General features: G+C 73.2%; 18 protein-coding genes. 11 read left to right on the top strand and 7 right to left on the bottom strand.

Annotated features, from left to right (window positions below; translation table 11 throughout):
• Nucleotides 1-93: 93 nt before the first annotated feature.
• Nucleotides 94-1,320 carry a cobalamin-independent methionine synthase II family protein gene (locus tag BIU95_RS06790; RefSeq protein WP_071251113.1) on the bottom strand — a complete coding sequence of 409 codons (1,227 nt, stop codon included), beginning with the start codon at nucleotides 1,318-1,320 and terminating at the stop codon, nucleotides 94-96.
• A gap of 382 nt (nucleotides 1,321-1,702) precedes the next feature.
• On the opposite strand from BIU95_RS06790, the gene BIU95_RS06785 reads away from it, so the two are divergent.
• Both BIU95_RS06785 and BIU95_RS06780 read left to right on the top strand, forming a co-directional pair.
• A complete protein-coding gene (locus BIU95_RS06785) occupies nucleotides 1,703-2,524 on the top strand; it encodes a DUF1684 domain-containing protein (RefSeq protein WP_071251111.1) in 822 nt (273 codons plus the stop codon).
• A 78-nt stretch (nucleotides 2,525-2,602) separates the two neighbouring features.
• On the top strand, nucleotides 2,603-3,625 hold the full coding sequence (locus tag BIU95_RS06780; protein ID WP_071251109.1) for a transporter: 1,023 nt from the start codon (nucleotides 2,603-2,605) through the stop codon (nucleotides 3,623-3,625).
• Nucleotides 3,626-3,695: 70 nt separating this feature from the next.
• Here the strand turns inward: BIU95_RS06780 and BIU95_RS06775 are convergent, their stop codons facing one another.
• Nucleotides 3,696-4,256 carry a histidine phosphatase family protein gene (locus tag BIU95_RS06775; protein WP_071251107.1) on the bottom strand — a complete coding sequence of 187 codons (561 nt, stop codon included), beginning with the start codon at nucleotides 4,254-4,256 and terminating at the stop codon, nucleotides 3,696-3,698.
• 230 nt (nucleotides 4,257-4,486) lie between these two features.
• Here BIU95_RS06775 and BIU95_RS06770 point away from each other — a divergent pair, with 230 nt between their 5' ends.
• Genes BIU95_RS06770 through BIU95_RS06760 form a run of 3 tightly spaced genes read left to right on the top strand, consistent with a single transcriptional unit; the run spans nucleotide 4,487 to nucleotide 8,234 of the window.
• Entirely contained in the window at nucleotides 4,487-5,713 is a 1,227-nt protein-coding gene (locus BIU95_RS06770; protein WP_071251105.1) for an LLM class flavin-dependent oxidoreductase, read from the top strand.
• Nucleotides 5,710-7,095 (top strand): NtaA/DmoA family FMN-dependent monooxygenase, encoded by a 1,386-nt coding sequence (locus BIU95_RS06765; RefSeq protein WP_071251103.1) that lies wholly within the window; start codon nucleotides 5,710-5,712, stop codon nucleotides 7,093-7,095. The genes BIU95_RS06770 and BIU95_RS06765 overlap by 4 nt, the downstream gene beginning before the upstream one ends.
• A complete protein-coding gene (locus BIU95_RS06760; protein WP_071251101.1) occupies nucleotides 7,092-8,234 on the top strand; it encodes an LLM class flavin-dependent oxidoreductase in 1,143 nt (380 codons plus the stop codon). The genes BIU95_RS06765 and BIU95_RS06760 overlap by 4 nt, the downstream gene beginning before the upstream one ends.
• Nucleotides 8,235-8,515: 281 nt before the next feature.
• Here BIU95_RS06760 and BIU95_RS06755 read toward each other — a convergent pair whose 3' ends face one another.
• The 3 genes from BIU95_RS06755 to BIU95_RS06745 are packed head-to-tail and all read right to left on the bottom strand — an operon-like array spanning nucleotide 8,516 to nucleotide 11,451.
• Nucleotides 8,516-9,532: a transporter substrate-binding domain-containing protein gene (locus BIU95_RS06755; RefSeq protein ID WP_071251099.1), complete on the bottom strand. Its 1,017-nt coding sequence runs from the start codon at nucleotides 9,530-9,532 to the stop codon at nucleotides 8,516-8,518.
• 33 nt (nucleotides 9,533-9,565) lie between these two features.
• A complete protein-coding gene (locus BIU95_RS06750) occupies nucleotides 9,566-10,339 on the bottom strand; it encodes an amino acid ABC transporter ATP-binding protein (RefSeq protein ID WP_071251097.1) in 774 nt (257 codons plus the stop codon).
• Nucleotides 10,339-11,451 carry an amino acid ABC transporter permease gene (locus tag BIU95_RS06745; protein ID WP_071251095.1) on the bottom strand — a complete coding sequence of 371 codons (1,113 nt, stop codon included), beginning with the start codon at nucleotides 11,449-11,451 and terminating at the stop codon, nucleotides 10,339-10,341. Before BIU95_RS06745 ends, BIU95_RS06750 begins: the two co-directional genes overlap by 1 nt.
• A 154-nt stretch (nucleotides 11,452-11,605) precedes the next feature.
• Here BIU95_RS06745 and BIU95_RS06740 point away from each other — a divergent pair, with 154 nt between their 5' ends.
• The 4 genes from BIU95_RS06740 (at nucleotide 11,606) to BIU95_RS06725 (ending at nucleotide 15,947) form a co-directional block, all read left to right on the top strand.
• Nucleotides 11,606-11,857 carry a DUF4287 domain-containing protein gene (locus BIU95_RS06740; protein WP_071251093.1) on the top strand — a complete coding sequence of 84 codons (252 nt, stop codon included), beginning with the start codon at nucleotides 11,606-11,608 and terminating at the stop codon, nucleotides 11,855-11,857.
• Nucleotides 11,858-11,960: 103 nt separating this feature from the next.
• The gene (locus BIU95_RS06735; protein WP_071251091.1) at nucleotides 11,961-12,941 is read left to right on the top strand and encodes a hypothetical protein; all 981 of its coding nucleotides are present in this window, start codon (nucleotides 11,961-11,963) and stop codon (nucleotides 12,939-12,941) included.
• 82 nt (nucleotides 12,942-13,023) lie between these two features.
• Nucleotides 13,024-14,400, top strand: a complete 1,377-nt coding sequence (locus BIU95_RS06730; protein ID WP_175470733.1) for an alpha/beta fold hydrolase — start codon at nucleotides 13,024-13,026, stop codon at nucleotides 14,398-14,400.
• Nucleotides 14,397-15,947, top strand: a complete 1,551-nt coding sequence (locus BIU95_RS06725) for a GMC family oxidoreductase (RefSeq protein ID WP_071251089.1) — start codon at nucleotides 14,397-14,399, stop codon at nucleotides 15,945-15,947. Before BIU95_RS06730 ends, BIU95_RS06725 begins: the two co-directional genes overlap by 4 nt.
• A 48-nt stretch (nucleotides 15,948-15,995) precedes the next feature.
• Here BIU95_RS06725 and BIU95_RS06720 read toward each other — a convergent pair whose 3' ends face one another.
• Together BIU95_RS06720 and BIU95_RS06715 are read right to left on the bottom strand one after the other, a co-directional pair.
• Nucleotides 15,996-16,562 (bottom strand): GIY-YIG nuclease family protein, encoded by a 567-nt coding sequence (locus BIU95_RS06720; RefSeq protein ID WP_071251087.1) that lies wholly within the window; start codon nucleotides 16,560-16,562, stop codon nucleotides 15,996-15,998.
• Between the two features lie 125 nt (nucleotides 16,563-16,687).
• Nucleotides 16,688-17,533, bottom strand: a complete 846-nt coding sequence (locus tag BIU95_RS06715; protein WP_071251085.1) for a siderophore-interacting protein — start codon at nucleotides 17,531-17,533, stop codon at nucleotides 16,688-16,690.
• Nucleotides 17,534-17,617: 84 nt separating this feature from the next.
• Between BIU95_RS06715 and BIU95_RS06710 the strand changes: the two genes are divergently transcribed.
• Both BIU95_RS06710 and BIU95_RS06705 read left to right on the top strand, forming a co-directional pair.
• A complete protein-coding gene (locus BIU95_RS06710) occupies nucleotides 17,618-18,301 on the top strand; it encodes a heme oxygenase (biliverdin-producing) (protein WP_071251083.1) in 684 nt (227 codons plus the stop codon).
• A 135-nt stretch (nucleotides 18,302-18,436) separates the two neighbouring features.
• Complete coding sequence (locus BIU95_RS06705; RefSeq protein WP_017885634.1) at nucleotides 18,437-21,094, top strand: phosphoenolpyruvate carboxylase; 2,658 nt, start codon at nucleotides 18,437-18,439, stop codon at nucleotides 21,092-21,094.
• Nucleotides 21,095-21,105: the final 11 nt, after the last annotated feature.

Below are 21,105 nucleotides of genomic sequence, written 5' to 3'. Positions count from 1 at the left end.
GGCCCGGTGCCAGCTGGCACCGGGCCTCCAGTCCGCTCGTGCGTGCGCCCGGTCTCGCCAGGTACCGCAGCCGTTCTGGGAAGGAACGGGCGGCTAGAAGAGCTTCGCGCTCGCGCGCCGGGCACCCTCGCCCAGCGACTCGAGCTTCGCCGCGGCGATCTGCGGGTGCACCCGTCCGCCCAGGCCACAGTCGGTGCTGGCGATGACACGCTCGCGTCCGACGACCGAGGCGAACCGCTCGATGCGCTGCGCAACCAGGTCGGGGTGCTCGACGACGTTCGTGGCGTGGCTGACGACCCCTGGGACGATGACCTTGCCGTCGGGCAGCGTGACGTCCTGCCAGAGCGCCCACTCGTGCTCGTGGCGGGCGTTCGCCGCCTCGAACGAGTACGCGCCGGCGTCGATCTCGAGCATCAGGTCGACGATGTGCCGGAGCTCGATGTCGGTGGTGTGCGGGCCGTGCCAGGACCCCCAGCACAGGTGGAAGCGCACCCGGCTCGTGTCGAGGCCGCGGAGCGCGTGGTTGAGCGCCTCGACGCGGATGCGGGTGAAGGCCCGGTAGTCCTCGATGCTCGGCTCGGGGTTGATCTGGTCCCAGTTCTCGGCGATCGAGGGGTCGTCGATCTGCAGCACGAGGCCGGCGTCGAGGACCGTCGTGTACTCCTCGCGCAGAGCATCGGCCCAGGCCCAGATGTGTTCTTCCTCGGTCGCGTAGTACTCGTTCGCGATGCGGGCGGCCGAACCGGGGGAGAGTGCTGTGATGAAGCCGTTGTCCGCGCCGGCGGCCTCGACCGCGTGCTTGAGGTTCGCGGCGTCGGTGGCCGCGGCCTCGTGTCCGGTGTAGGTGATCGGGCCGGTGGTGGTCGGGAACGCGGTGGCGTTCTTGCCGGTGCCGATGCCCGACTCGGGGTCCGTGTAGGCGTCGTGGAAGATCGTCCAGTCGCGGCGGTCCGGGAAGCTCGTCAGCCGGATGTTCCCCGGGGTGGACCGGACCGGCTGCTGCGAGAAGATGTTCTCGTCGGTCAGGCTCAGGCCGCTGACGCGCTGGAACGAGTAGCCCCACCAGGCGCCGTAGTCGACGCTGTTCGACATCGCCTTGCCGAACTCGCCGTCGCCGGGCTGCGTGATGCCGAGCGCGGTCTGCCGTGCGACGACGTCGTCGACGGCCGCGCTCGTCAGGGCCCGGACCTCGTCGGTGGTCTCGAGCGTGAAGCCGTCGGCGGCGACGGGCCGCGCGGCGTTCGCGGCGATGAGCTCGGGGGTCCGGGGGAGCGATCCGGCGGTGGTGGCCTGGATGCGGTCGGTGTTCTCGAAGGGCATGCGCTGCCTTCCTCTCGATGGGGACGGACTGTCGGGAGTCGGGGGCCGCGCGCGAGGCTTCGCGGTGCGCTGCAGTGCCACTCTGCCACGAGGGATCGGGCCCGTTACGTTCCGCGACTGTGGATGCGTGCGGACGTCGAACGACATGGCCGACGTCGTCCGACACCGACTCGGTCGCTCGTTGCGCGCGCGGACGGTTACAGGCGCGTGCGAACGACAGGGTCGATGTCGTGCGACGTCGACGCTGTCGTTCCGCATCGCGCCGCCCGCGCCGCCGCGCATCGCGCCGCCCAGCCCGCCGCCCGCCCCGCCCCGCGCACGCCCGCCGACGCACGGGGACACGATCGTCGCGCCGCCGGGCCGCCCGTCGTACGGTCGACCCATGAGCACGACGAACCCGACCACCCCGGCCGCTCCGACCTTCGCCGGAGCGTGGACCGCCTGGCACGACGACCACGAACAGGCCCGGGCGAGCGAACACGGGTTCCTCGCGATCACCAGCATCCGCTGGCTCACCGCCACGCCGGAACGCTTCGAGGACGCACCCGGCAGCTGGTCGACGGACGAGGACGGCCCGGTGGTCGCACTGGCCGACGGCGAGACGATCGAGGTCGACGGGCAGCACGTCAGCGGGACGCACCGGTTCGGCCCGCTGCCGGAGCGCTCGAGTACGAACGTGGTGTGGCGCGACGGCGACGAGACCGTGGTGATCGAGGTCGCCCGGCGCGGCGGCAGCGACCTGCTGCGCCCGCGGCACCCGTCGAACCCGACCCGCGTCGGCTACCACGGCACCCCCGCGTACGCACCCACCGAACGCTTCGTCGTGGACGCGCACTTCGAGCCGTTCGACACCCCGCGCGAGGTCACCGTCGGCAGCGTCGTCGACGGCCTGCTGCACGTCTACGAGGCCCCCGGCGTCCTGACGTTCGACCTCGACGGGCCGCGGTCGCTCCTGGCGTTCAACGGGCACGCCGGCGGCCTGCACGTGCTGTTCACCGACCGCACGAGCGGGGTCACGACGTACGCGGCGAACCGGAGTCTCGACATCGCCGCACCGGATGCCGACGGTGCCACCCGCATCGACTTCAACCGGTCGACGAACCTGCCGTGCGCGTACACCCCGCACGCGACCTGCCCGCTGCCGCCCGCCGAGAACCGGCTCGACGTCGCGATCGAGGCAGGCGAACAACGCCCCGCAGCCTGACCGCGGAGCAGGCACGGCCCGACGAGCACGCACGGCCCGCACCGGCGCAGCCGACCCGTCCGGGAGAATGGGGGAGCCATGCCACGACCCACTTCCCGCATCCCGCTCAACACCCTCGCCGTCCCGTTCGGCCTCGCCGGCTTCGCCGAGACGTGGTCGTACGCCGCCCCCGTGCTGCACCTGCCCACCGTGGCGCCGCAGGTGTTCTGGGCGATCGCGGCCGTCGCGTGGGTGTGGCTGCTCGGGGCGCACGCCGTCCGGGGCGCACGCGTCGGCGAACGGCTCGTCGACCAGCTCCGCCACCCGGCCCAGGGGCCGATCGCCGCGCTCGTCCCCGCGACCGCGATGCTGCTCGGCGTCGACCTGGCGCGGTTCGCCCCCGTCGCCGGGCAGGTCGTCGTGCTCGCCGCCGTGGCCACCGCTGCCGGGTTCGCCGCCTGGCTGCTGAGCACCTGGTTCGAGGGCCGGCTCGCCCTGGAGTCCGTGCACGGCGGCTACCTGCTGCCGACCGTCGCCGCGGCCCTGGTCGCCTCGGTCGCCACGCACGAGGTCGGCGTCGGCTGGCTGTCCTGGCCGGCCCTCGGCGTCGGCGTGTTCTTCTGGGGCGTGATGACCGGCCTGCTGCTCATCCGGCTCGCGTTCCGACCGGCGCTGCCCGGGCCGCTCGTGCCGACGATGGCGATCCTCGTCGCACCACCGGCGGTCGCCACCCTGTCGCTGTTCGCGCTCACCGACGGTGCGGTCACCCTGCCCGTGCAGGCAGTCGCCGGGCTCGGTGTCCTGATGGTGCTCGTGCAGCTGGCCCTGCTGCCGCGGTACGTCCGACTGGGGTTCTCGCTCGGGTTCTGGTCGTTCGTGTTCCCGGCCGCCGCGGTCGCCACCGCATCGGTCGAGTGGTTCCGGGCACTCGCACTGCCGTCCGCCTGGATCCCCACCGCCGCGTTGCTGGCGCTGCTGAGCGTGCTCGTCGCGGTCGTCGGTGCCCGCTCCATCGGCCTCGCCGTGCACCACCTGCTCGGACAGGCCGAGCGGACCCTGCACGACGCCGACGACGAGGACGCCGCTCCCGGCCCCGTGACGGGCGCGACGCGCGTGGTCTGACGAAGCGGGGCGGTCGGGCCGCGAAGGCGGCGGACGGGAGGCCCGTGGCGGCCCCGCCCCGCGCCTCCCGTCAGGTCGCGGGGACGCGTCTCCAGCCGCTGGTCGCCTGCCAGGCGGGCGCGTCGAAGCGGAAGACGCTGCCCATGCCGGGCTGGTCGAGGGCGCGCGTGATCGGGACGCCGCGCAGGTGGGCCAGGAGCAGCGCGCCGACCGCACCGTGCGACACGATCGTGACGTCGCCGGTGGCGCAGTGCCGGCGGACGGCCGCGACGATGCGCTCCTGCGCGTCGACCGCCCGTTCCCAGCCGCGGACCGACTGCTCGGGCTCGGCGAAGAACGCGTCGACGACGGCCTCGAACTCGGACGGCGGCAGGTAGCCGGTCGCGCTCCGGTCGATCTCGCCGAGCAGGGGGTCCTGCTCGACGGGCAGCTCGACGGCGAGGGCGAGCAGGTCGGCGGTCTCGACGGCCTTGCGCTCGGTGCTCGAGACGATGCGGCGGGAGCCTGGCGTCCACGCGAACCGGTGCGCAGCCGTGGCCCGTGCGCGGCCCTCGTGCGACAGCCCCCACGACTCGATCGGGACCGCGGGGTCGACGACCACTTCAGCGTGGGTCAGGAACGACGAGACCATCCGGCGATCCTCGCACGGTGCGCGCCCGCCCCTGGCCCAGTCTGGTGCGAGGTTGCCCGCTCCGTGCCGCCCTGTTCCGCCGCACCGAGAGGGCAACCTCGCACCGAACGATGCCGCCGCGCCGCCGCGCCGCGCCGCACCGAGCGCCGCCGCACGTCACACGGCGACACCGTCGGTCACGTTCCGCAACACCGCTTCGCGGCCCGGCCGAACCGTCCTAGCGTCGCCCCATGACCGTGCCCGACCGCATCACCCTCGTCACCGCGCTGCAGGGCGCCGGGTGGCACCCCGCCGCCTGGCGCGCCGCCGGCTCGGCAGCACAGCGCCTCACGAGCCTCCGCCACTGGCGCGACGTCGTCGTCGAGCAGGACCGGCTCGGCATCGATGCCGTCACCCTCGAGGACTCCTTCACCGCCGGCCCCACCGACCCCGGCGGCGACCTCGACACGTCGACCGTCGTCGGCCGCCTCGACGCGCTCCTGGTGGCGAACGCGGTCGCCCCCGCGACCCGCGCGATCGGTCTGGTGCCGACCGTCTCGGTGACGCACACCGAACCGTTCCACGTCGCCACGGGCCTCCAGACCCTCGACCACGTCTCGCTCGGGCGGGCCGGGTGGTGGATCCAGGTGAGTCCGTCGACCCGTGAGGCCGCGCTGTTCGGCCGCCGCCCCGGCGGCGACGACGCGGCCACGTTGTTCGACGAGGCACGCGAGGCTGCCGAGGTCGTCTCCCGCCTCTGGGACAGCTGGGACGACGACGCGATCATCCGCGACGTCACGACCGGTCGCTTCATCGACCGCGACCGCATCCACAACGCGGGGTTCTCCGGCTCGTTCGTGTCGGTGCACGGCGCGTCGATCGTGCCGCGGTCGCCGCAGGGGCGGCCGCCGGTGTTCGCGCTCGCGCACCGGGCCGACGCGGCCACGTTCGCCGTGGACGCCGCTGACGTCGTGCTGGTCACGCCCGGCTTCGACGGTCTGGAGGAAGGTGCTGCGCTGGCACTCGTCCGTGCCGCCGAGCAGGTGGCCGGGTCCGACCTCCGTCGTCCGGTCCTCGCGGACCTCGCGGTGCTGATCGGTTCGTCCCCGGCAGCCGCCGCCGACGACCTCGCCGCGCTCGACGCGGCAGCGGACGCCCCCTACGCCGTCGGCTCCGGGTCGGACACGTCCGTGCTCGCGACGACGGTGCCGGACCTGGTGAGACGCATCGGGGACCTGCGGGATCTCGGCTACGCCGGCGTGCGGCTCCGGCCACTGCGCATCCCGGTCGACAGCACCGCCATCGCGCGGCAGCTCGTCCCGGCGCTCGTCACCGCGGGGCTGCGCGCCGACGTGGCGTCCCGTCCCACCGCCGACCTGCGCACGCGGCTCGGCATCGCGCCGTCCGTCAGCCGGTACGCGCGTCCTGCCGTCACCGGTGCCGGTGCCGGTTCCGTCTCCTCGGGGGTCTCAGCATGAGCACCAAGCGTCAGGTCCACCTCGCCGCCCACTTCCCGGGCGTCAACAACACCACGGTCTGGAGCGACGACCGCGCCGAGAGCCAGATCGCGTTCTCGTCGTTCGAGCACTTCGCCCGGAACGCCGAGCGGGGGTGCTTCGACTTCCTGTTCCTCGCTGAGGGGCTGCGGCTGCGCGAACAAAAGGGACGCATCCACGACCTCGACGTCGTCGGCCGACCGAACACGCTCGCGATCCTCGCCGCGCTGGCCGGGGTCACCGACCAGCTCGGGCTCGTCGGCACGCTGCAGACCACCTTCAACGAGCCCGTCGAACTCGCGAAGCAGCTCGCCACGCTCGACCACCTGACGGACGGCCGTGCGGGCTGGAACGTCGTGACGAGCTCGGACGCGTTCCACGGCGCGAACTTCCGCCGGGGCGGGTTCCTCGACCACGCCGACCGGTACACGCGGGCCGCGGAGTTCGTGGAGCTGTCGCGCGAGCTCTGGGACTCGTGGGAGTCGGACGCGATCGTGGCAAACGGGTCGGGCGCCGCCGGGGCGCGGGCCGCCGGCGTCTTCGCCGACCGCTCCCGCATCCACGACGTCGACCACCACGGCCCGCAGTTCGACGTGACCGGCACGTTCCCGGTCCCGCGCAGCCCCCAGCGACACCCGGTGATCGTGCAGGCCGGCGACTCCGACGAGGGCCGCGACCTCGCCGCCGGGCACGCCGAGGTGGTCTTCTCGCTGCACACCGAGTTCGACGACGCGCAGGCGTTCCACCGCGACGTGACCGAGCGACTCGAACGGGTCGGCCGGTCGAAGGACGAGCTGCTGATCCTGCCCGGCGCGACCTTCGTGCTCGGCGACACGGCGGACGAGGCCGAGGAGCGTTCCCGGGCGATCCGCCGCGCCCAGGTCAGCCCGGCGACCGCGATCGCGTTCCTCGAACAGGTGTGGAACCGCGACCTGTCGTCGTACGACGTCGACGGCCCGCTGCCCTCGGTCGAGCCGGACCTGGAGGGGGCCGACATCACCCGTGGCCGTGTCCGTCACAGCCGCGATGTGCCCGCGCTGGTGCAGTCGTGGCGCGACCTCGCCGCGGCCGAACACCTGTCGATCCGTGACCTGGTCATCCGGGTCTCGACCCGCGGCGGGTTCGTCGGGACGCCCGCACACATCGCCGCCGAGATCGACCGGTACGTGCAGGAGCGCGCCACCGACGGCTTCGTGGTCGTGCCGCACACCAACCCGTACGGCCTCGACGAGTTCGTCGACCGGGTCGTCCCGCTGCTGCAGGAGCGCGGCGTCTACCGGCAGTCGTACGACGAGGGCGCGACGCTCCGCCAGACCCTGGGCCTGCCCGGACGGGTCCTCGACCGGCAGCGGGTGCTCGCATGAGCCGGGTCCCGCTCTCCGTCCTCGACCTCGTGCCGGTGAGCAGCGGGTCGACCCCCGCCGAGGCCCTGGCGAACACGGTCGACCTGGCCGTCGCCGCGGAACGTGCCGGGTACGCCCGCTACTGGCTCGCCGAGCACCACCTCAACCCCGGTGTCGCCGGCAGTGCGCCGACCGTCGTCATCGGTGCGGTCGCCGCAGCCACCTCGACCATGCGGGTCGGCAGCGCCGCGACCCTGGTCGGCAACGTCCGCGGGCTGCAGATCGCCGAGACCTTCGGCACGCTCGCCGCGCTGTACGGGCCGCGCATCGACCTCGGGCTCGGCCGCTCAGGAGCACCAGCACCGGGCACGCCGAAGCCACCCTCGCTCGTCCCGAGGACCGACCAGGTCGTCGACGGCCTGCTCGTCCCGGCCCCGTTCGAGTTCCGCATCGCGCCCGGCAGCCGGTTCGCGCTGCAGGGGGAGCTGCTCGGACGGGTGCCGGGCGACGTCGACCGGTTCGCGGGCGAACTCGACCTGATCCGCGGGTTGTTCGCCGGCACGTGGTCGCGGGACGGCGGGGTGGTCGAGGCGCCCCCTGCCGCGGGCGCCGAGGTCGAGCTGTGGATCCACGGGTCCACCGGCGGCGAGAGCGCCCGGACCGCCGGCGCGCTCGGCCTGCCCTACGGCGCGAACTACCACACGTCGCCGGGCACGGTCCTGGCGTCCGTGCAGGCGTACCGCGATGCCTTCCGTCCCGGCGTGCTGGACGCCCCGCACGTCATCGTGTCGGCCGACGTCCTCGTGGCGCCGACCTCGGCCGAAGCGGACGAACTCGGGCTCGGGTACGCCCAGTGGGTGCACTCGATCCGTTCCGGCGTCGGGGCGATCGAGTACCCGACGCCGTCCGAGGCCCGGCAGCGCCCGCTCGCAGCCGACGCTGCAGCCACCGTTGCCGATCGGCTCGCGACGCGGTTCGTGGGCGATGCCGCGCGCGTCGCCGACCGCCTCGAGGTGCTCCGTCGCGCCACCGGTGCCGACGAACTGCTCGTCACCACGATCACGCACGACCACGACGCCCGGGTGCGCTCGTACGAGCTGCTCGCCGCGGAGTGGGCGGCGCGCGCCGCCCTGCCTGAGCCGGCGGCCGCCGCGCGCTGACCGACGCGGAACGACTCCGTCGCTGTCGTCCGACAGCGACGGAGTCGTTCTCGTGCGCAGCGCACGGTGCGGAACCGGGCACGGGATGCGTAGTCGGGCACGGTGCGGCCTGGAGGCGCGGTGCCGGGCCGCCGCGTGCCTCCCGTCCGCACCGTGCCGCCTTCGCGGGCCGGCGCGGTGTTGGCCGCTGGGTGCGGGCGTGCAAGCTCGCACGGTGCGGCCAACCGGGCACGGGATGCGGAACCGGGCACGGTGCAGCCTTCGCACGCGACGCTTGCTCGTCAGCTGTTGTCGAGCGGCAGACCCTCGGGGTTCACCTCGGACGTCTTCACGGCCTCGTTCGACAGGTTGTAGGCCGCGAGCCACTTCGCGTAGGTACCGTCCTCGATGAGTTCGTCGATCGCTGCCGCGACGGGCTTCGCGATGCCGCTGCCCTGCTTCGTCGTCGCGGCGATGAGCCCCTGCAGTGACGAGCCGGCGCCGGAGTACGTGCCCGCGGTCTTCGTCGGCTTCGCGGTGCTCTTGCTCTGCGTGTTCTGGTAGGCGATCGTCGGGTTCGGACCGAAGTACGCGTCGATCTTGCCCGAGTCGAGCGCGAGCCTCACCGCGTTGCCGTCCGGGTAGTACTTGATCGTGAAGTCCTTGCCCTCGGACCGGAGCTCCTTCTGCCACTCGAGCAGGATGTTCTCCTGGTTGGTGCCGGAACTGACGGACAGGGTCTTCCCGGCGAGCACGGACGGGTCGCCGTCGAACCGCAGCGAGCTCGAGGCCAGCACCTGGAACGCCAGGTTGTCCTGCCGGTACGAGGCGAAGTCGTACTTCTCCTTGCGCTGCTCGGTGACCGTGACGTTCGAGAAGCCGGCGTCGTACTTGCCGCTGTCGATGCCGACGAACAGGTTGTCCCACGTGGCGTTCTGCACGTCCGCGCGCAGCCCGAGCTTCGCGGCGACGAGCCGTCCGAGGTCGGGCTCCGAGCCGGTGATCGTCTTCTGGTCGTCACCGGTGAAGGCGAGCGGTGGGAACCCGGCGGGCAGGGCACCCACACCGATCGTCAGCTTGCCGGACTTCCGGACGGCGGCAGGGAGCGCGTCGTGCAGCGTCGTGTCCTCGGTGACCTCGAGGGTCGTCTCCTTCGCGGCACCGTTCGAGGCGGCGCCGATGGTGACGGAGCCGTCGGGTGCGCCGCTCGTGTCGGCGGGAGCGCCCGCGGAGCACCCGGCGAGGGCGACGACGACGCCGGCAGCGAGGACGAGGAAGCCGGCGCGGTTGCGCCAGCGGGACGGGGTGATCGTGGACATGGTTCTCCTTGGGGGGCGTGCGGGGATCAGGGGTCAGCGGACGCGGGACAGGAAGTCGCGCGTGCGGGTGTGCTGCGGGTGGTCGAGCACCTGGGCCGGCGGCCCCTCCTCGACGACCCGCCCGTGGTCGAGGAACACGACGTGGTCGGCGACCTCGCGGGCGAAGGCGATCTCGTGCGTGACGATGACGAGCGTGGTGCCCGTGTCCGCCAACCCCCGGATGACCCCGAGCACCTCCCCGACGAGCTCCGGGTCGAGTGCCGAGGTCGGTTCGTCGAGCAGGACGACCGACGGCTCGAGCGCCAGCGCCCGCGCGATGGCCACACGCTGCTGCTGCCCGCCGGAGAGCTGCCGCGGCCGGGTGTCGCCACGGTCGCCGAGTCCGACGCGCTCGAGCAGGGCCGCCGCGCGGTCGCGCGCCACGGCACGGGGGACCCCGGCGGCGATCGGCCCCTCGGCCACGTTCTCGAGCGCGGTCAGGTGCGGGAACAGGTTGAAGTGCTGGAACACGAACCCGATGCGGGCACGCTGCCGCAGGATGTGCCGCTCGGGCAACTCCTTCCAGCGGGGGACCCCGTCGCGGCCGGTGCGCAGGCGGACGCCGATGGGTTCGTCGCCGACGATGACGACCCCGCGGTCGAGCGGTTCGAGGTGGTTGATCGCCCGGAGCAGCGTGGACTTGCCCGAACCGGAGGGGCCGAGGACGACGGTCACGCTGCCGGACGGCAGCGACAGGTCGACGCCGTCGACGACGACCGTGTCGCCGAACGCCTTGACGGCTCCGTGGATGCTGATCGCTGCGCTCATCAGATGGTCCTGTCGTCGAAGGTGGAAGCGGGGCCGGACGCGACCACGCGCGCGGCGGAGGCGGACTGCCGGGGGCGATCCGGGCCTCCAGGCCGTCCCGACCCGCGTCCGGAACCGCGACGCACGGCGGCCCGCACCCGCTGGAACGGCGTGGGCGGCAACGTCCGGACCGAACCTCGGGCGGTCCACCGCTCGACGTAGTACTGGACGATCGAGACCGCGCTGGTGAGCACGAGGTACCAGATCGTGGCGACGACGAGCAGCGGGATGATGTCCGTCGGGTAGGTGCTCGACAGGTTCTGCACCACGCCGAACAGGTCGAGCAGCGAGACGTAGAACAGCAGTGACGAGGCCTTCAGCAGTCCGACGACCTGGTTCACGAACGCCGGGACGATCGACCGCAGCGCCTGCGGCAGGATCACCCGCACGAACTGCCGGCGACGGGGGAGCCCGAGTGCCTGTGCGGCCTCGTGCTGCCCGTGGTCGACGGCGAGCACCCCGGCGCGGACGATCTCGGACGCGTAGGCGATCTCACTGAGGCTCAGCCCGATGACCCCGATCGCCAGGTCCCCGAGCACGTTGGCGGTCGGCACCTGGAGCTGCGGCCCGAAGGGGATCCCGATGCCGATCGTCGGGTAGAGCGACCCGAGGTTGTACAGGAAGACGAGCACCAGGATGAGCGGCACCGACCGGAACAGCCACACGTAGCCCCACGCCAGCCCGGACAGCACCGGGTTGCGCGACAGCCGGGCGACGGCGACGACGATGCCGCCCGCGAAGCTGATCACGGCACTCAGCGCCGTCGCGGTGAGCGTCAGCTGCAGGCCCGTCAGCACCGCCGGACTGAACAGCCACTTCCCGACGGCGGGCCAGCCCCACTGCTCGTTCGTGAACAACGTCTCGCCGAAGTTCAGCAGCACGACGAGCACAAGGGCGGCGGCGATCCACCGCGCGGGGTGCCGCAACGGCACGACGCGCCGGTCGAGTGCGGCGCGTCCGGCCGCGTCGATGGTCGCGTGCTCCTGCCTGGAGGCGCGGCTCGCCCCGGTCGTCCGGCCCGCGTCGTCGACGCTGGTCGCCTCCCACTGCGGGGCCCTGGTGGTGTCGGTCATGTCGCGACCGTAGGAGGGCCGGACGCCGCCGACAACGCCTCGCGCAACACCCCGCCACGCGGCGCAACACCCGGCCATCCGGCGCAACGCGGCGTCACAGAACGGTGTCCTGCGTGACGTTCCGTGACGGCCGACGGAGCGCTACCGTTGCGCCATGACAGCGCATCGTGTGACCGCCCCGGTGCCCCCGGCGGACGGCACCAAGGTGAAGGGTCCGGCGTCGTACTTCCCGAGCATCGAGGCGACGTACGGGCGCCCGGTGCAGGAGTGGCTCGACCTGGTCGCCGACCGGCTCGACGGCCACCAGCACATGGAGGTCGTCGGGTGGCTCAAGGCCGAGCACGGCCTCGGGCACGGGCATGCGAACGCCCTGGTCGCCTTCGTGAAGCAGGCGCTGGCCTCCTGAGCGGTTGCGCGCTCGCTCGTGGTTCAGCGGGTGTCGGTGGTGTCGGTCGCGCTGCTTGCCGCGTGGCGCTGCGGGTGTCGGTGGTCGTTCCTAGCGTGGGGGCGTGGCCGAACCCGTCGATGCGTGGTGGCGCCGCCGACAGTGGTCGCGCGGCGAAGCGGTGCCGTACGCCGTCGGTCAGTTCCGCGCCGACTGGGCGCCGTACCCGGTGCTCATCCGGCAGTACCACCCCGACTGGAACCACGGCGTCGTCCTGACCCAGGTCCCCCCGGCGGCCGAGGTCCTGCTCACCTGGGAGTGCGACGTCGGGCACGTGTTCGTCGCGACCCCGTCCGAACAGCGGTCCCGTCCGGGCCGTGAGCGGCGCCGCTCCGTGTGGTGCCCCGAGTGCGCGGTGCAGGCGCAGCCGCAGCGGTGGCCGGTGCTGCCGTCGGACTGGCCCCAGGCGGTCCCCGTGCCGCAGCGGGTCGTCCGGAGCGCGGGACGACAGACGCTGCCCGCGGCTCCGGTGCGCGGGGTCCCGGCCGGCGCCGTCGCGTCGAGCCGTTCCCGGTCCCGTCGGTCCGTCGCCGGGGCGGCCGGTGGGGCGCCACGGCGGAGCGCCCAGTCCGTTCCCCGCACGATCTGCCCGAAGACCCCGCGGCTGCCGTCGGGTGAGTCGTTCACGAGCGTCTGCGCCCCGGCGACGGCCTCGGCGGTCGAGGCCGAGCTCCGGGGCATGCTGTCCGAGCGGTTCGCGTTCACCTACGACCACTCCGCGATCCGGCTCGACCGCCCGTTCTTCGACCACGTCGAGGCCTGGCCCGACATCATCCTGCCCGAGCTCCGCGTCGCCATCGAGTACGACTCCACCGGGCGGCACGGGCTCGAGCACGTCGGCCCGCGGCAGGAGACCGACCGGAAGAAGGACCGCGCCGTCCGCGCCGTGGGGTGGGAGGTCGTCCGCATCCGCACCGGACGGCTGCCGGCGCTCGGCCCGCACGACCTGCAGGTGTCGGGCATCTCCGGCCGCACCGTCGATCGCCTGGCGGACACCCTGCGTGATCTCCGGGGCGCCCTGTTCGTCGACGCGTACGCCCGGTGACGCCGTCGATCGGGGTACACGCACGACCCGGCGGGGTACGGCCCGGCTGGGAGCGGCCGCAAGGGACGGGTAGGCATACATGGTGACCACCGTCTTCTGTCTCCACGCCCTCGGCGCGAGTTCCGAGGAGTTCGCGCTGCTGCGCGCCGAACTCGTCGGCGACCTCGACCTGATCGGCATCGACCTGCCCGGCTTCGGCCGCAGCCCGGCGTCGTCCGGCACCACCGTCGAGGAGATGGCCGTCCTGGTGGAGCGCGCGATCGGGGCGAGCGGCTCGACCGAATGGGTACTCCTCGGGCACTCGATGGGCGGCAAGGTCGCCACGGTGGTCGCCGACCGGACGATCTCCGGTGCGAACGGTCTGTTCGGCCTGCGTGCCGTGGTGCTCCTCGCCGCGTCCCCGCTCGCCCCGGAGCCGATGGACGAGGACCGCCGCCGGTCCATGCTGTCGTGGGCGGTCGACGGCCCGATCAGCGCCGACGACGCCGAGGAGTTCGTCGCCGCGAACACGGCGTCGACCCTCGCGCCCTCGCGGCACACAGCGGCGGTGCGAGACGTCGAGCGGACCGACCCCGAGGCCTGGCGGGACTGGCTGACCCGCGGCAGCCGTGAAGACTGGTCCGACGCGGCGCCGAACCCGGTGCCCGCCCTCGTGCTCGCCGGTGCCGAGGACGGCGACCTCGATGCCGACGCCCAGCGCCGCCTGACCGTGCCGCACTGGCCGAACAACGAGCTCCACGTCGTCGACGGCGCCGCCCACCTGCTGCCGTGGGAGCAGCCCGAGGCCGTGGCCGCGCGCATCCGCGACTTCTGGCAACGCCGGGTCGCTGGGTCACCGGTCGTCCCCGTGGAGCACGCCCGCGTGATCGCCTCGCCGCGGGTCAGCGCCCGCACCCGGGGCCTGCTCGCCGCTCGTGCCCTGCCCGATGACCCGGCGGCCGCACCGCAGGCCCTCACCCCGACGCAGCTGGACACCCTCCGCGCGGTCGCCAGGATCGTCGTCCCGCAGCCCGGTTCCGACCAGGTCGACCTGGCGCTGCGGGTCGACGCGCAGCTCGCCGCCGGGCTCGGCGACGGCTGGCGACCCGACGGGCTGCCGGTGGACGCCGAGGCTTACCGTGCCGCGCTCGACGTCCTCGCCGCACCCGCCCGCGATGGTGCGCTCGACCAGGCGCTCGAGGCCGTGGCGGTGGGTCGGTACCGCGCCGACGGTGGCCTCGACGCCGAACAGCTGCGTGCGTGGTTCGAGGACGCCAGCGTCGACCTGGTGAAGCACTGGCTCGCGCACCCCGCCACCATGGCCGCCATCGACTTCGACGGCTACGCGAACGGTGGCGACGGCGTCCGCAAGCAGGGCTTCCGACTGTTCGCGGCGGGGGAGCGCGAGGCCTGGGAGCCCGAAGCCCCCGCACCCCACACCACGATCGACACCGCACCGACGACCGGAGCTGCACGATGAGACTCGACGGACAACGCACGTACGGCACGGACGGCGTCGTCGACGTGGTGGTGGTCGGCACCGGAGCCGGCGGAGCCCCGCTCCTCGCATCGCTGGCCCGCCGTGGCCTGACGGTCGTCGCGCTCGAGGCCGGCCGTAACACCGAGCCGGGCGACCACGTGCCGGACGAGGTCGCCGCCCCCGGTGACATCAACTGGATGGACGAGCGGCTGAGCGGTGGCGGAGCCCCGACGGCCTTCGGTCCGAACAACAGCGGGACGGGTGTCGGCGGTTCGACGCTGCACTGGGGCGCGTTCACCCCGCGGCCGAGCGCCCACGACCTGCGGCTCCGCACCGAGAGCGGCGAAGGGCAGGACTGGCCGATCAGCCACGCCGAGCTCACCGGATGGATCGAGCAGGTCGAGCACGACGTCGGTGTCGCCGGTCCCGAGCACTACCCGTGGGACCCGTCCCGCCGCTACCGGATGCGCCCGCCGGCCCGGAACGCTTCTTCGGACATGATGATGCGCGGCACCGCTGCCGCAGGGATCACCGCGACCGATGCCCCGGTCGGGCTGACCACCGAGGACCGCCACCAGGAGCACCACGGGCTGCGCCAGGCCTGCGTGTCCTGCGGGTCGTGCCACCAGGGGTGCCGCAACGGTGCGAAGGTGTCGATGGACACGACCTACCTGCCGGCGGCCGTGGCCTTCGGTGCCGAGATCCGACCGGAGTCCTTCGTGCACGGCATCGAGCTCGACTCGAGTGGTCGCGTCGAGGCGGTCGTGTACACCGCGGGTGGGCGCGAGCACCGCCAGCGCTGCCGGTCCCTGGTCCTCGCCGCGGGCGGTGTCGAGACCCCGCGGCTGCTGCTGCACACCGGTGTCGCGAACGGCAGCGGGCAGGTCGGTCGCAACTTCACCGCGCACGGAGCCACCCAGGTGTGGGCGCGGTTCGACGAGTCGATGCGTTCGTACCGCGGGTACCCGTCGTCGATCATCACCGAGGACTTCGTGCGGCCGGCGGACGCCGACTTCGCCGGCGGCTACCTCATCCAGAGCCTGGGCGCGCAGCCGCAGACCTTCGCCACGTCGCTGGTCCGAGGCGGCGGACTCCGCGGCGCAGAACTCGTCCGGGCGCTGCACGACTACCCGTTCTCGGCCGGCGTCGGCATCAACGCCGAGTGCCTGCCGTACGACGACAACCGCCTCCAGCTGACCGACGAACTCGACGAGCACGGTGTCCCGCGTGCGCGGGTCTCGTTCACCCCGGGCTCGAACGAAGAGGCGATCCGCCGCCACGCGGTCCGCACGATGACGACCATCGTCGAGGCTGCTGGCGGTCAGGACGTCCGGGTGCTCGAACGCACGGCGCACACCATCGGCACCGCGCGGATGGGCACCGACCGCGAGACCTCCGTCGTCGACCAGGACGGCCGCTCGTGGGACGTCCCGAACCTGTGGATCGCTGACAACTCGGTGTTCCCGAGCGCGGTCATCGCGAACCCGGCGCTGACGATCATGGCGCTCTCGCTCCGCACCGCGGATCGCATGCTGCAGGCCGCCTGAGCGGGCGTCCCGACCGGCTGCGCACGCGCCCAGACCGCCCGTCGCGGCTCAGCCCCGCAAGGCGAGCGCCTCGCTCGTCCACCGCGCGTGCAGGTCCCACGGGTCGTGGGCCCCGGCGGCGACGGCGTCGACGTGGGCGAGCAGCTCCGGCGTCACCCGGAACCACTCGGTACCCGGGTACCGGCTGGCCGCGAACGTGGCGTGCCGCCGGCGCTCGAGCGTCCGGTCACCGAGCTCGAACGCCAGCAGGTCCTGGTGCGGGATGGCCGCGAGCCGCTGCCGGGGGTTCATCGTCGTGCCGATCTTGATGCGGTCACCGAAGTCGTCGCGCATGCGCAGGTAGTAGACGACGTCGACCCGTGGGGGAGCCAGATCGCCGTCGGGTACCTCGCCCCACCGCCACTCGCATCGGGCGCACACCGCACCGGAGGGGTAGCGCACCCCGATCCGGGACGCGCACACCGGACACGGGCCGGGCAGGGCGTCCTCGACGCCGGGGTGCTCGGCGGCGAGGTCGGCGACCAACGCGACGTGCGCGCCGCACAGGGGGACGCCCGCGAGTCCGTCCGCGAGGACGCCTGCGCAACCCGGGACGCAGCACGACGAGGTGACCATGCGCCGAACGCTAGCCGGACCCACCGACGCGCCCCGGGCCTCCCGGCCGTTGCGCGCGCCGGGCGTGCCGGGCGTCCCTGGTCGAATCGGGCGTACCGACCAAGAACGGGCACGCAGGCCCGCCGTCAGTCGGTGAAGATCACCCCGACCGGCTCGCGCTTCTCCTCCTGGAACTCGTCCTCGCCACGACCGAGCGCCCAGTACGCCGACAGCGACATCTCGCGCTTCTCGAGCCCCCAGTCGTCCTGCAGCAGTCGACGGATCGCCTTCATCGCGGTCCGCTCGCCGTGCGCGAAGACCTGGACCGGCCGGGAGGCACGCGGCAGCCCGCGGGCCGTCTCCAGCAGGAGCGTGCCCGGCTGTGCGCCGGTGGCGTCCCGGTGCAGCCACCGCAGGTCGACCCCGGCCGGGTGCCGGAGGTCCTGCTCGTCCGCGGGCGCGGCTACCTCGACCAGGGCGACCCCGGTGGCGGTGTCGGGCATCGACTCGAGTGCGGCCCCGATCGCGGGCAGGGCGCTGTCGTCACCGAGCAGCACGTGCGTGAAGGCCGGGTCGGTGGTCGGTGCGTAGCCGCCGCCGGGTCCGGACAGGGCGATCCGGTCGCCGGGCTGCGCGGAGGCTGCCCATGGACCGGCGAGGCCCGCGTCGCCGTGCACGACGAAGTCGATCGCGATCGTCCGCGTGGTGTGGTCGACGGCGCGCACGGTGTAGGTGCGGCGGGCGGGGCGGTCGTGCTTCGGCAGGGTCTCGCGCAGGGCCTCGAGGTCGTACGGCGGCACGAGCCCCAGCGACGGCTTCGCGAGCAGGAGCTTCACGTACTTGTCGGTGGCGGCGAGGCGGTCGGGGTCGGCCTGGGCGACGAAGTCCTCGAACGCCGAGCCGCCCAGGTGCACGCGCACCATGTGGGGCGAGAGTCGCTCGGTGCGGTCGACGACGAAGACGTGCTGCTGGCGTTTGGGTTTCGAGGTCATCGTGGGGGAGCTTCCTCTCGGAGGTTCGGCGTCACCTGGGTGATCCCTGCTTGACGCGCGCATCAGTAAGGTTAGCCTTACCTCATGGACTCGACCGTCATCCCGTTCTCCGAGCTGCTGCGGCGACGCACGCGGCGCTCGCACGGTGCCTCGGCCACGAGCGGCTTCATGCAGGACCTGCTCGGCGGCGACTGCGACGTCGCCGACTACGCCGACCTGCTCGGACAGTACGCCTTCGTGTACGACGCGCTCGAGCGGGCGGCGGAGCGCATGGCCGACCACCCCGTGGCGGCGCCGTTCGTCACCGCGCAGCTCACCCGGATGCCGGCGATCCGCGCCGACCTGGAGTACCTGATCGGCCCGGACTGGTCCGAGCTGGTGTGCCCGCTGCCCGCGACGACCGCGTACGTGCGACGGCTGAACGAGGTCGCGGCCGAGTGGCCCGGCGGCTTCGTGGCACACCACTACACGCGGTACCTCGGCGACGTGTCCGGCGGGCACGTGATCGGGCAGGTGCTGGCGGAGCGGTTCGGGTTCGACACGAACGGGATCCTCTTCTACATCTTCGACCAGGTCGCCGACCCGAGCGACTTCGAGCACACCTACCGGGCCCAGCTCGACGCCGCGCCGTGGTCGGCCCACGAGCAGGAACGGGTGATCGCCGAGGTCGAGCTGGCCTACGAGCTGAACCGCGGGCTGCTCGCCGGCCTCGATGCCCGACGTGCGCCGTTCCGGCAGGAGCCGGGCGGGGCCTCCGTCCCGGCCTGACGCGGCAGCGGCAGCCCGGCACCGGGCCCGGACCCCGCCCCGCGTCCGTCCGGACGGTCGACGTCATGCGCCCCCGGGTGCCGATACGCTGCTGGGACCCGGGACCAGCCTCCCGGACGACCCGGAAAGGACTCCATGACGGCGATCGACGGATCTGCACGCCACGAGCGCGCGCGGGACGACGTCAGCGGTGCGGTCGACAGCGACCTGCGCGCCGACGTCCGGTACCTCGGCAACCTGCTCGGCCGGGTGCTGCGCGAGAACGGGGGCGACGAACTGCTCCACGACGTGGAGTCACTGCGCGCGGCCGTGATCGACGCCTACGAGGGCGACCACGCCGAGGGCGCCGCACGTGCCCAGGCGATCGTCTCGGGCATGTCGGCCGAACGCGCCGAGGCAGTGGCGCAGGCGTTCACCACCTACTTCCACCTGACGAACCTGGCCGAGGAGCACCACCGCGTGCGCGTCCTCCGGCAGCGCGGTGACGACGGCGGCGTGCCCGGGGACTCGTTTCCCGCCACGTACGCCGAGCTCGTCGCCGAGGTGGGCGAGGCCGAGGCGGCCGAGCGGCTCCGCACCCTGCGGTTCCACCCGGTGCTGACCGCCCACCCGACCGAGGCCCGCCGGCGCGCGGTCACGACGGGTGTCCGCCGCATCACGGACCTCATCGACGAGCGTGACCGTGCCCGCAACGCCACGGCCCGCGCCGAGAACGAGCGCCGCCTGCTCGAGGAGATCACGACCCTCCTGCGCACCTCGCCGCTCCGCACCACGCGGCCGACCCCGCTGGACGAGGTCCGCACCGCGATGAGCGTGTTCGACCAGACCCTGTTCGAGATCGTCCCGCAGGTGTACCGCCTGCTCGACGACCGGCTGCAGGGCGACGACGCCGGCCGGGCGCCCGTGATCGCCCCCGCGTTCGTGCGCTTCGGCACCTGGATCGGCGGCGACCGCGACGGCAACCCGCACGTCACCGCCGACGTCACGCGTCAGGCCGCCGAGATCGCGGCGGAGCACATCCTGCTCGGCCTCGCCCGCGCGACGACCCGCATCGGCAGCGCCCTGACCCTCGACGCGAGCGACACCCCCGCCGACGCCGGGCTCACCGCCCTCGTCGCCGCGCAGGAGTCGCTCGACCCGGGCATCGCGGAGCGCATCGGTGTCCGCGCACCGAACGAGACGCACCGACGTGCGCTCCTGTTCGTCGCCGCGCGCATCGACGCCACCCGGACCGGCAGCACGCCGCTGGCCTACGACGGGCCCGAGGCGCTGCTGGCCGACCTCCGTGTCATCCAGGCCTCGCTCATCGCCGCCGGTGCGATCCGACCGGCGAACGGTGAACTGCAGAACCTCCTCTGGCAGGTCGAGACCTTCGGGTTCCACCTGGCCGAGCTCGAGGTCCGCCAGCACTCGCAGGTGCACCGCACGGCCCTCGCCGAGATCCGCGCCGGTGGTGAACTGAGCGAGACCACGGAAGAGGTCCTCGCCGTCTTCCGCACGATCGCCGGGCTGCAGTCCCGCTACGGCGTCCGCGCGGCGAACCGGTACATCGTGTCCTTCACGCAGTCCCCGGCCGACCTGGCGAACGTGCACGAGCTGGCCGTCGCCGCGCTCGGGTCCGCCGAGGCCGCGCCGGTGCTCGACGTGATCCCGCTGTTCGAGACGTTCGCCGACCTGCACGCCAGTGTCGACATCCTCGACGAGGCCGTCCGCACCGAGGCGTTCCAGCGACGCCTCGCCGCGACCGGCCGTCGGCTCGAGGTCATGCTCGGGTACTCGGACTCCTCGAAGGACGTCGGCCCGGTGTCCGCGAACCTGGCGCTCTACGACGCCCAGGCCCGCATCGCCGACTGGGCCCGCGACAACGACATCGAGCTGACCCTGTTCCACGGCCGCGGCGGCTCGCTCGGCCGCGGTGGCGGTCCCGCGAACGAAGCCGTCCTGGCGCAGCCGCCGGGATCGATCGACGGTCGGCTGAAGCTCACCGAGCAGGGCGAGGTCATCTTCGCCCAGTACGGCGACCAGGACATCGCCGCCCGCCACCTCGAGCAGATGGCCTCGGCGACGCTCTTCGCCTCGTCGCCGTCCAACGAGGCACGGACCGCCGCCGCGGCCGCCCGCTTCGCCGACCTCGCCCAGCAGCTCGACGACGTCTCGCGCGTCGCCTTCTACGACCTGGTCAAGGCCGACGGGTTCGCGCCGTGGTTCGCCCGGGTCACCCCGATGGAGGAGATCGGCCTGCTGCCCCTCGGCTCCCGCCCGGCCCGTCGCGGGCTGTCGGTCGAGTCGCTGGAGGACCTCCGCGCCATCCCGTGGGTGTTCTCGTGGACGCAGGCGCGCATCAACCTCGCCGGCTGGTACGGGCTCGGATCGGCGCTCGAGGCCGTCGGCGACGTCGACGTGCTCCGCGCCGCCTACGCGGAGTGGCCGCTCTTCGCCGCGATGATCAAGAACGTCGAGATGTCGCTCGCGAAGACCGACGAGCACATCGCCCGCCGGTACCTCGAGCTCGCCGACCGTGACGACCTCGCCGCGAAGGTGCTCGACGAGATGGTCCGCACCCGCGACTGGGTGCTCCGCGTCTCCGGCGGCAGCGACGTGCTCGAGGACCGACCCGTCCTGGCCCGCGCCGTGCGCCTGCGCAGCCCGTACGTCGACGCCCTGTCGCACCTGCAGCTCCGTGCGCTGCGCGCCATCCGCACGTCCGGCAGCACGGACCCGACGGACGCCGACCACCGGCTCCTGCTGCTCACCGTGAACGGGATCGCCGCCGGCCTGCAGAACACGGGCTGACGCCCCCACCC

This window comes from Curtobacterium sp. MCBA15_007 (assembly GCF_001864905.1).
GTDB lineage: Bacteria > Actinomycetota > Actinomycetes > Actinomycetales > Microbacteriaceae > Curtobacterium > Curtobacterium poinsettiae.
The sequence above is the reverse complement of the archived record's forward strand: the minus strand, read 5'-3'. Positions and strand labels throughout refer to the sequence as shown.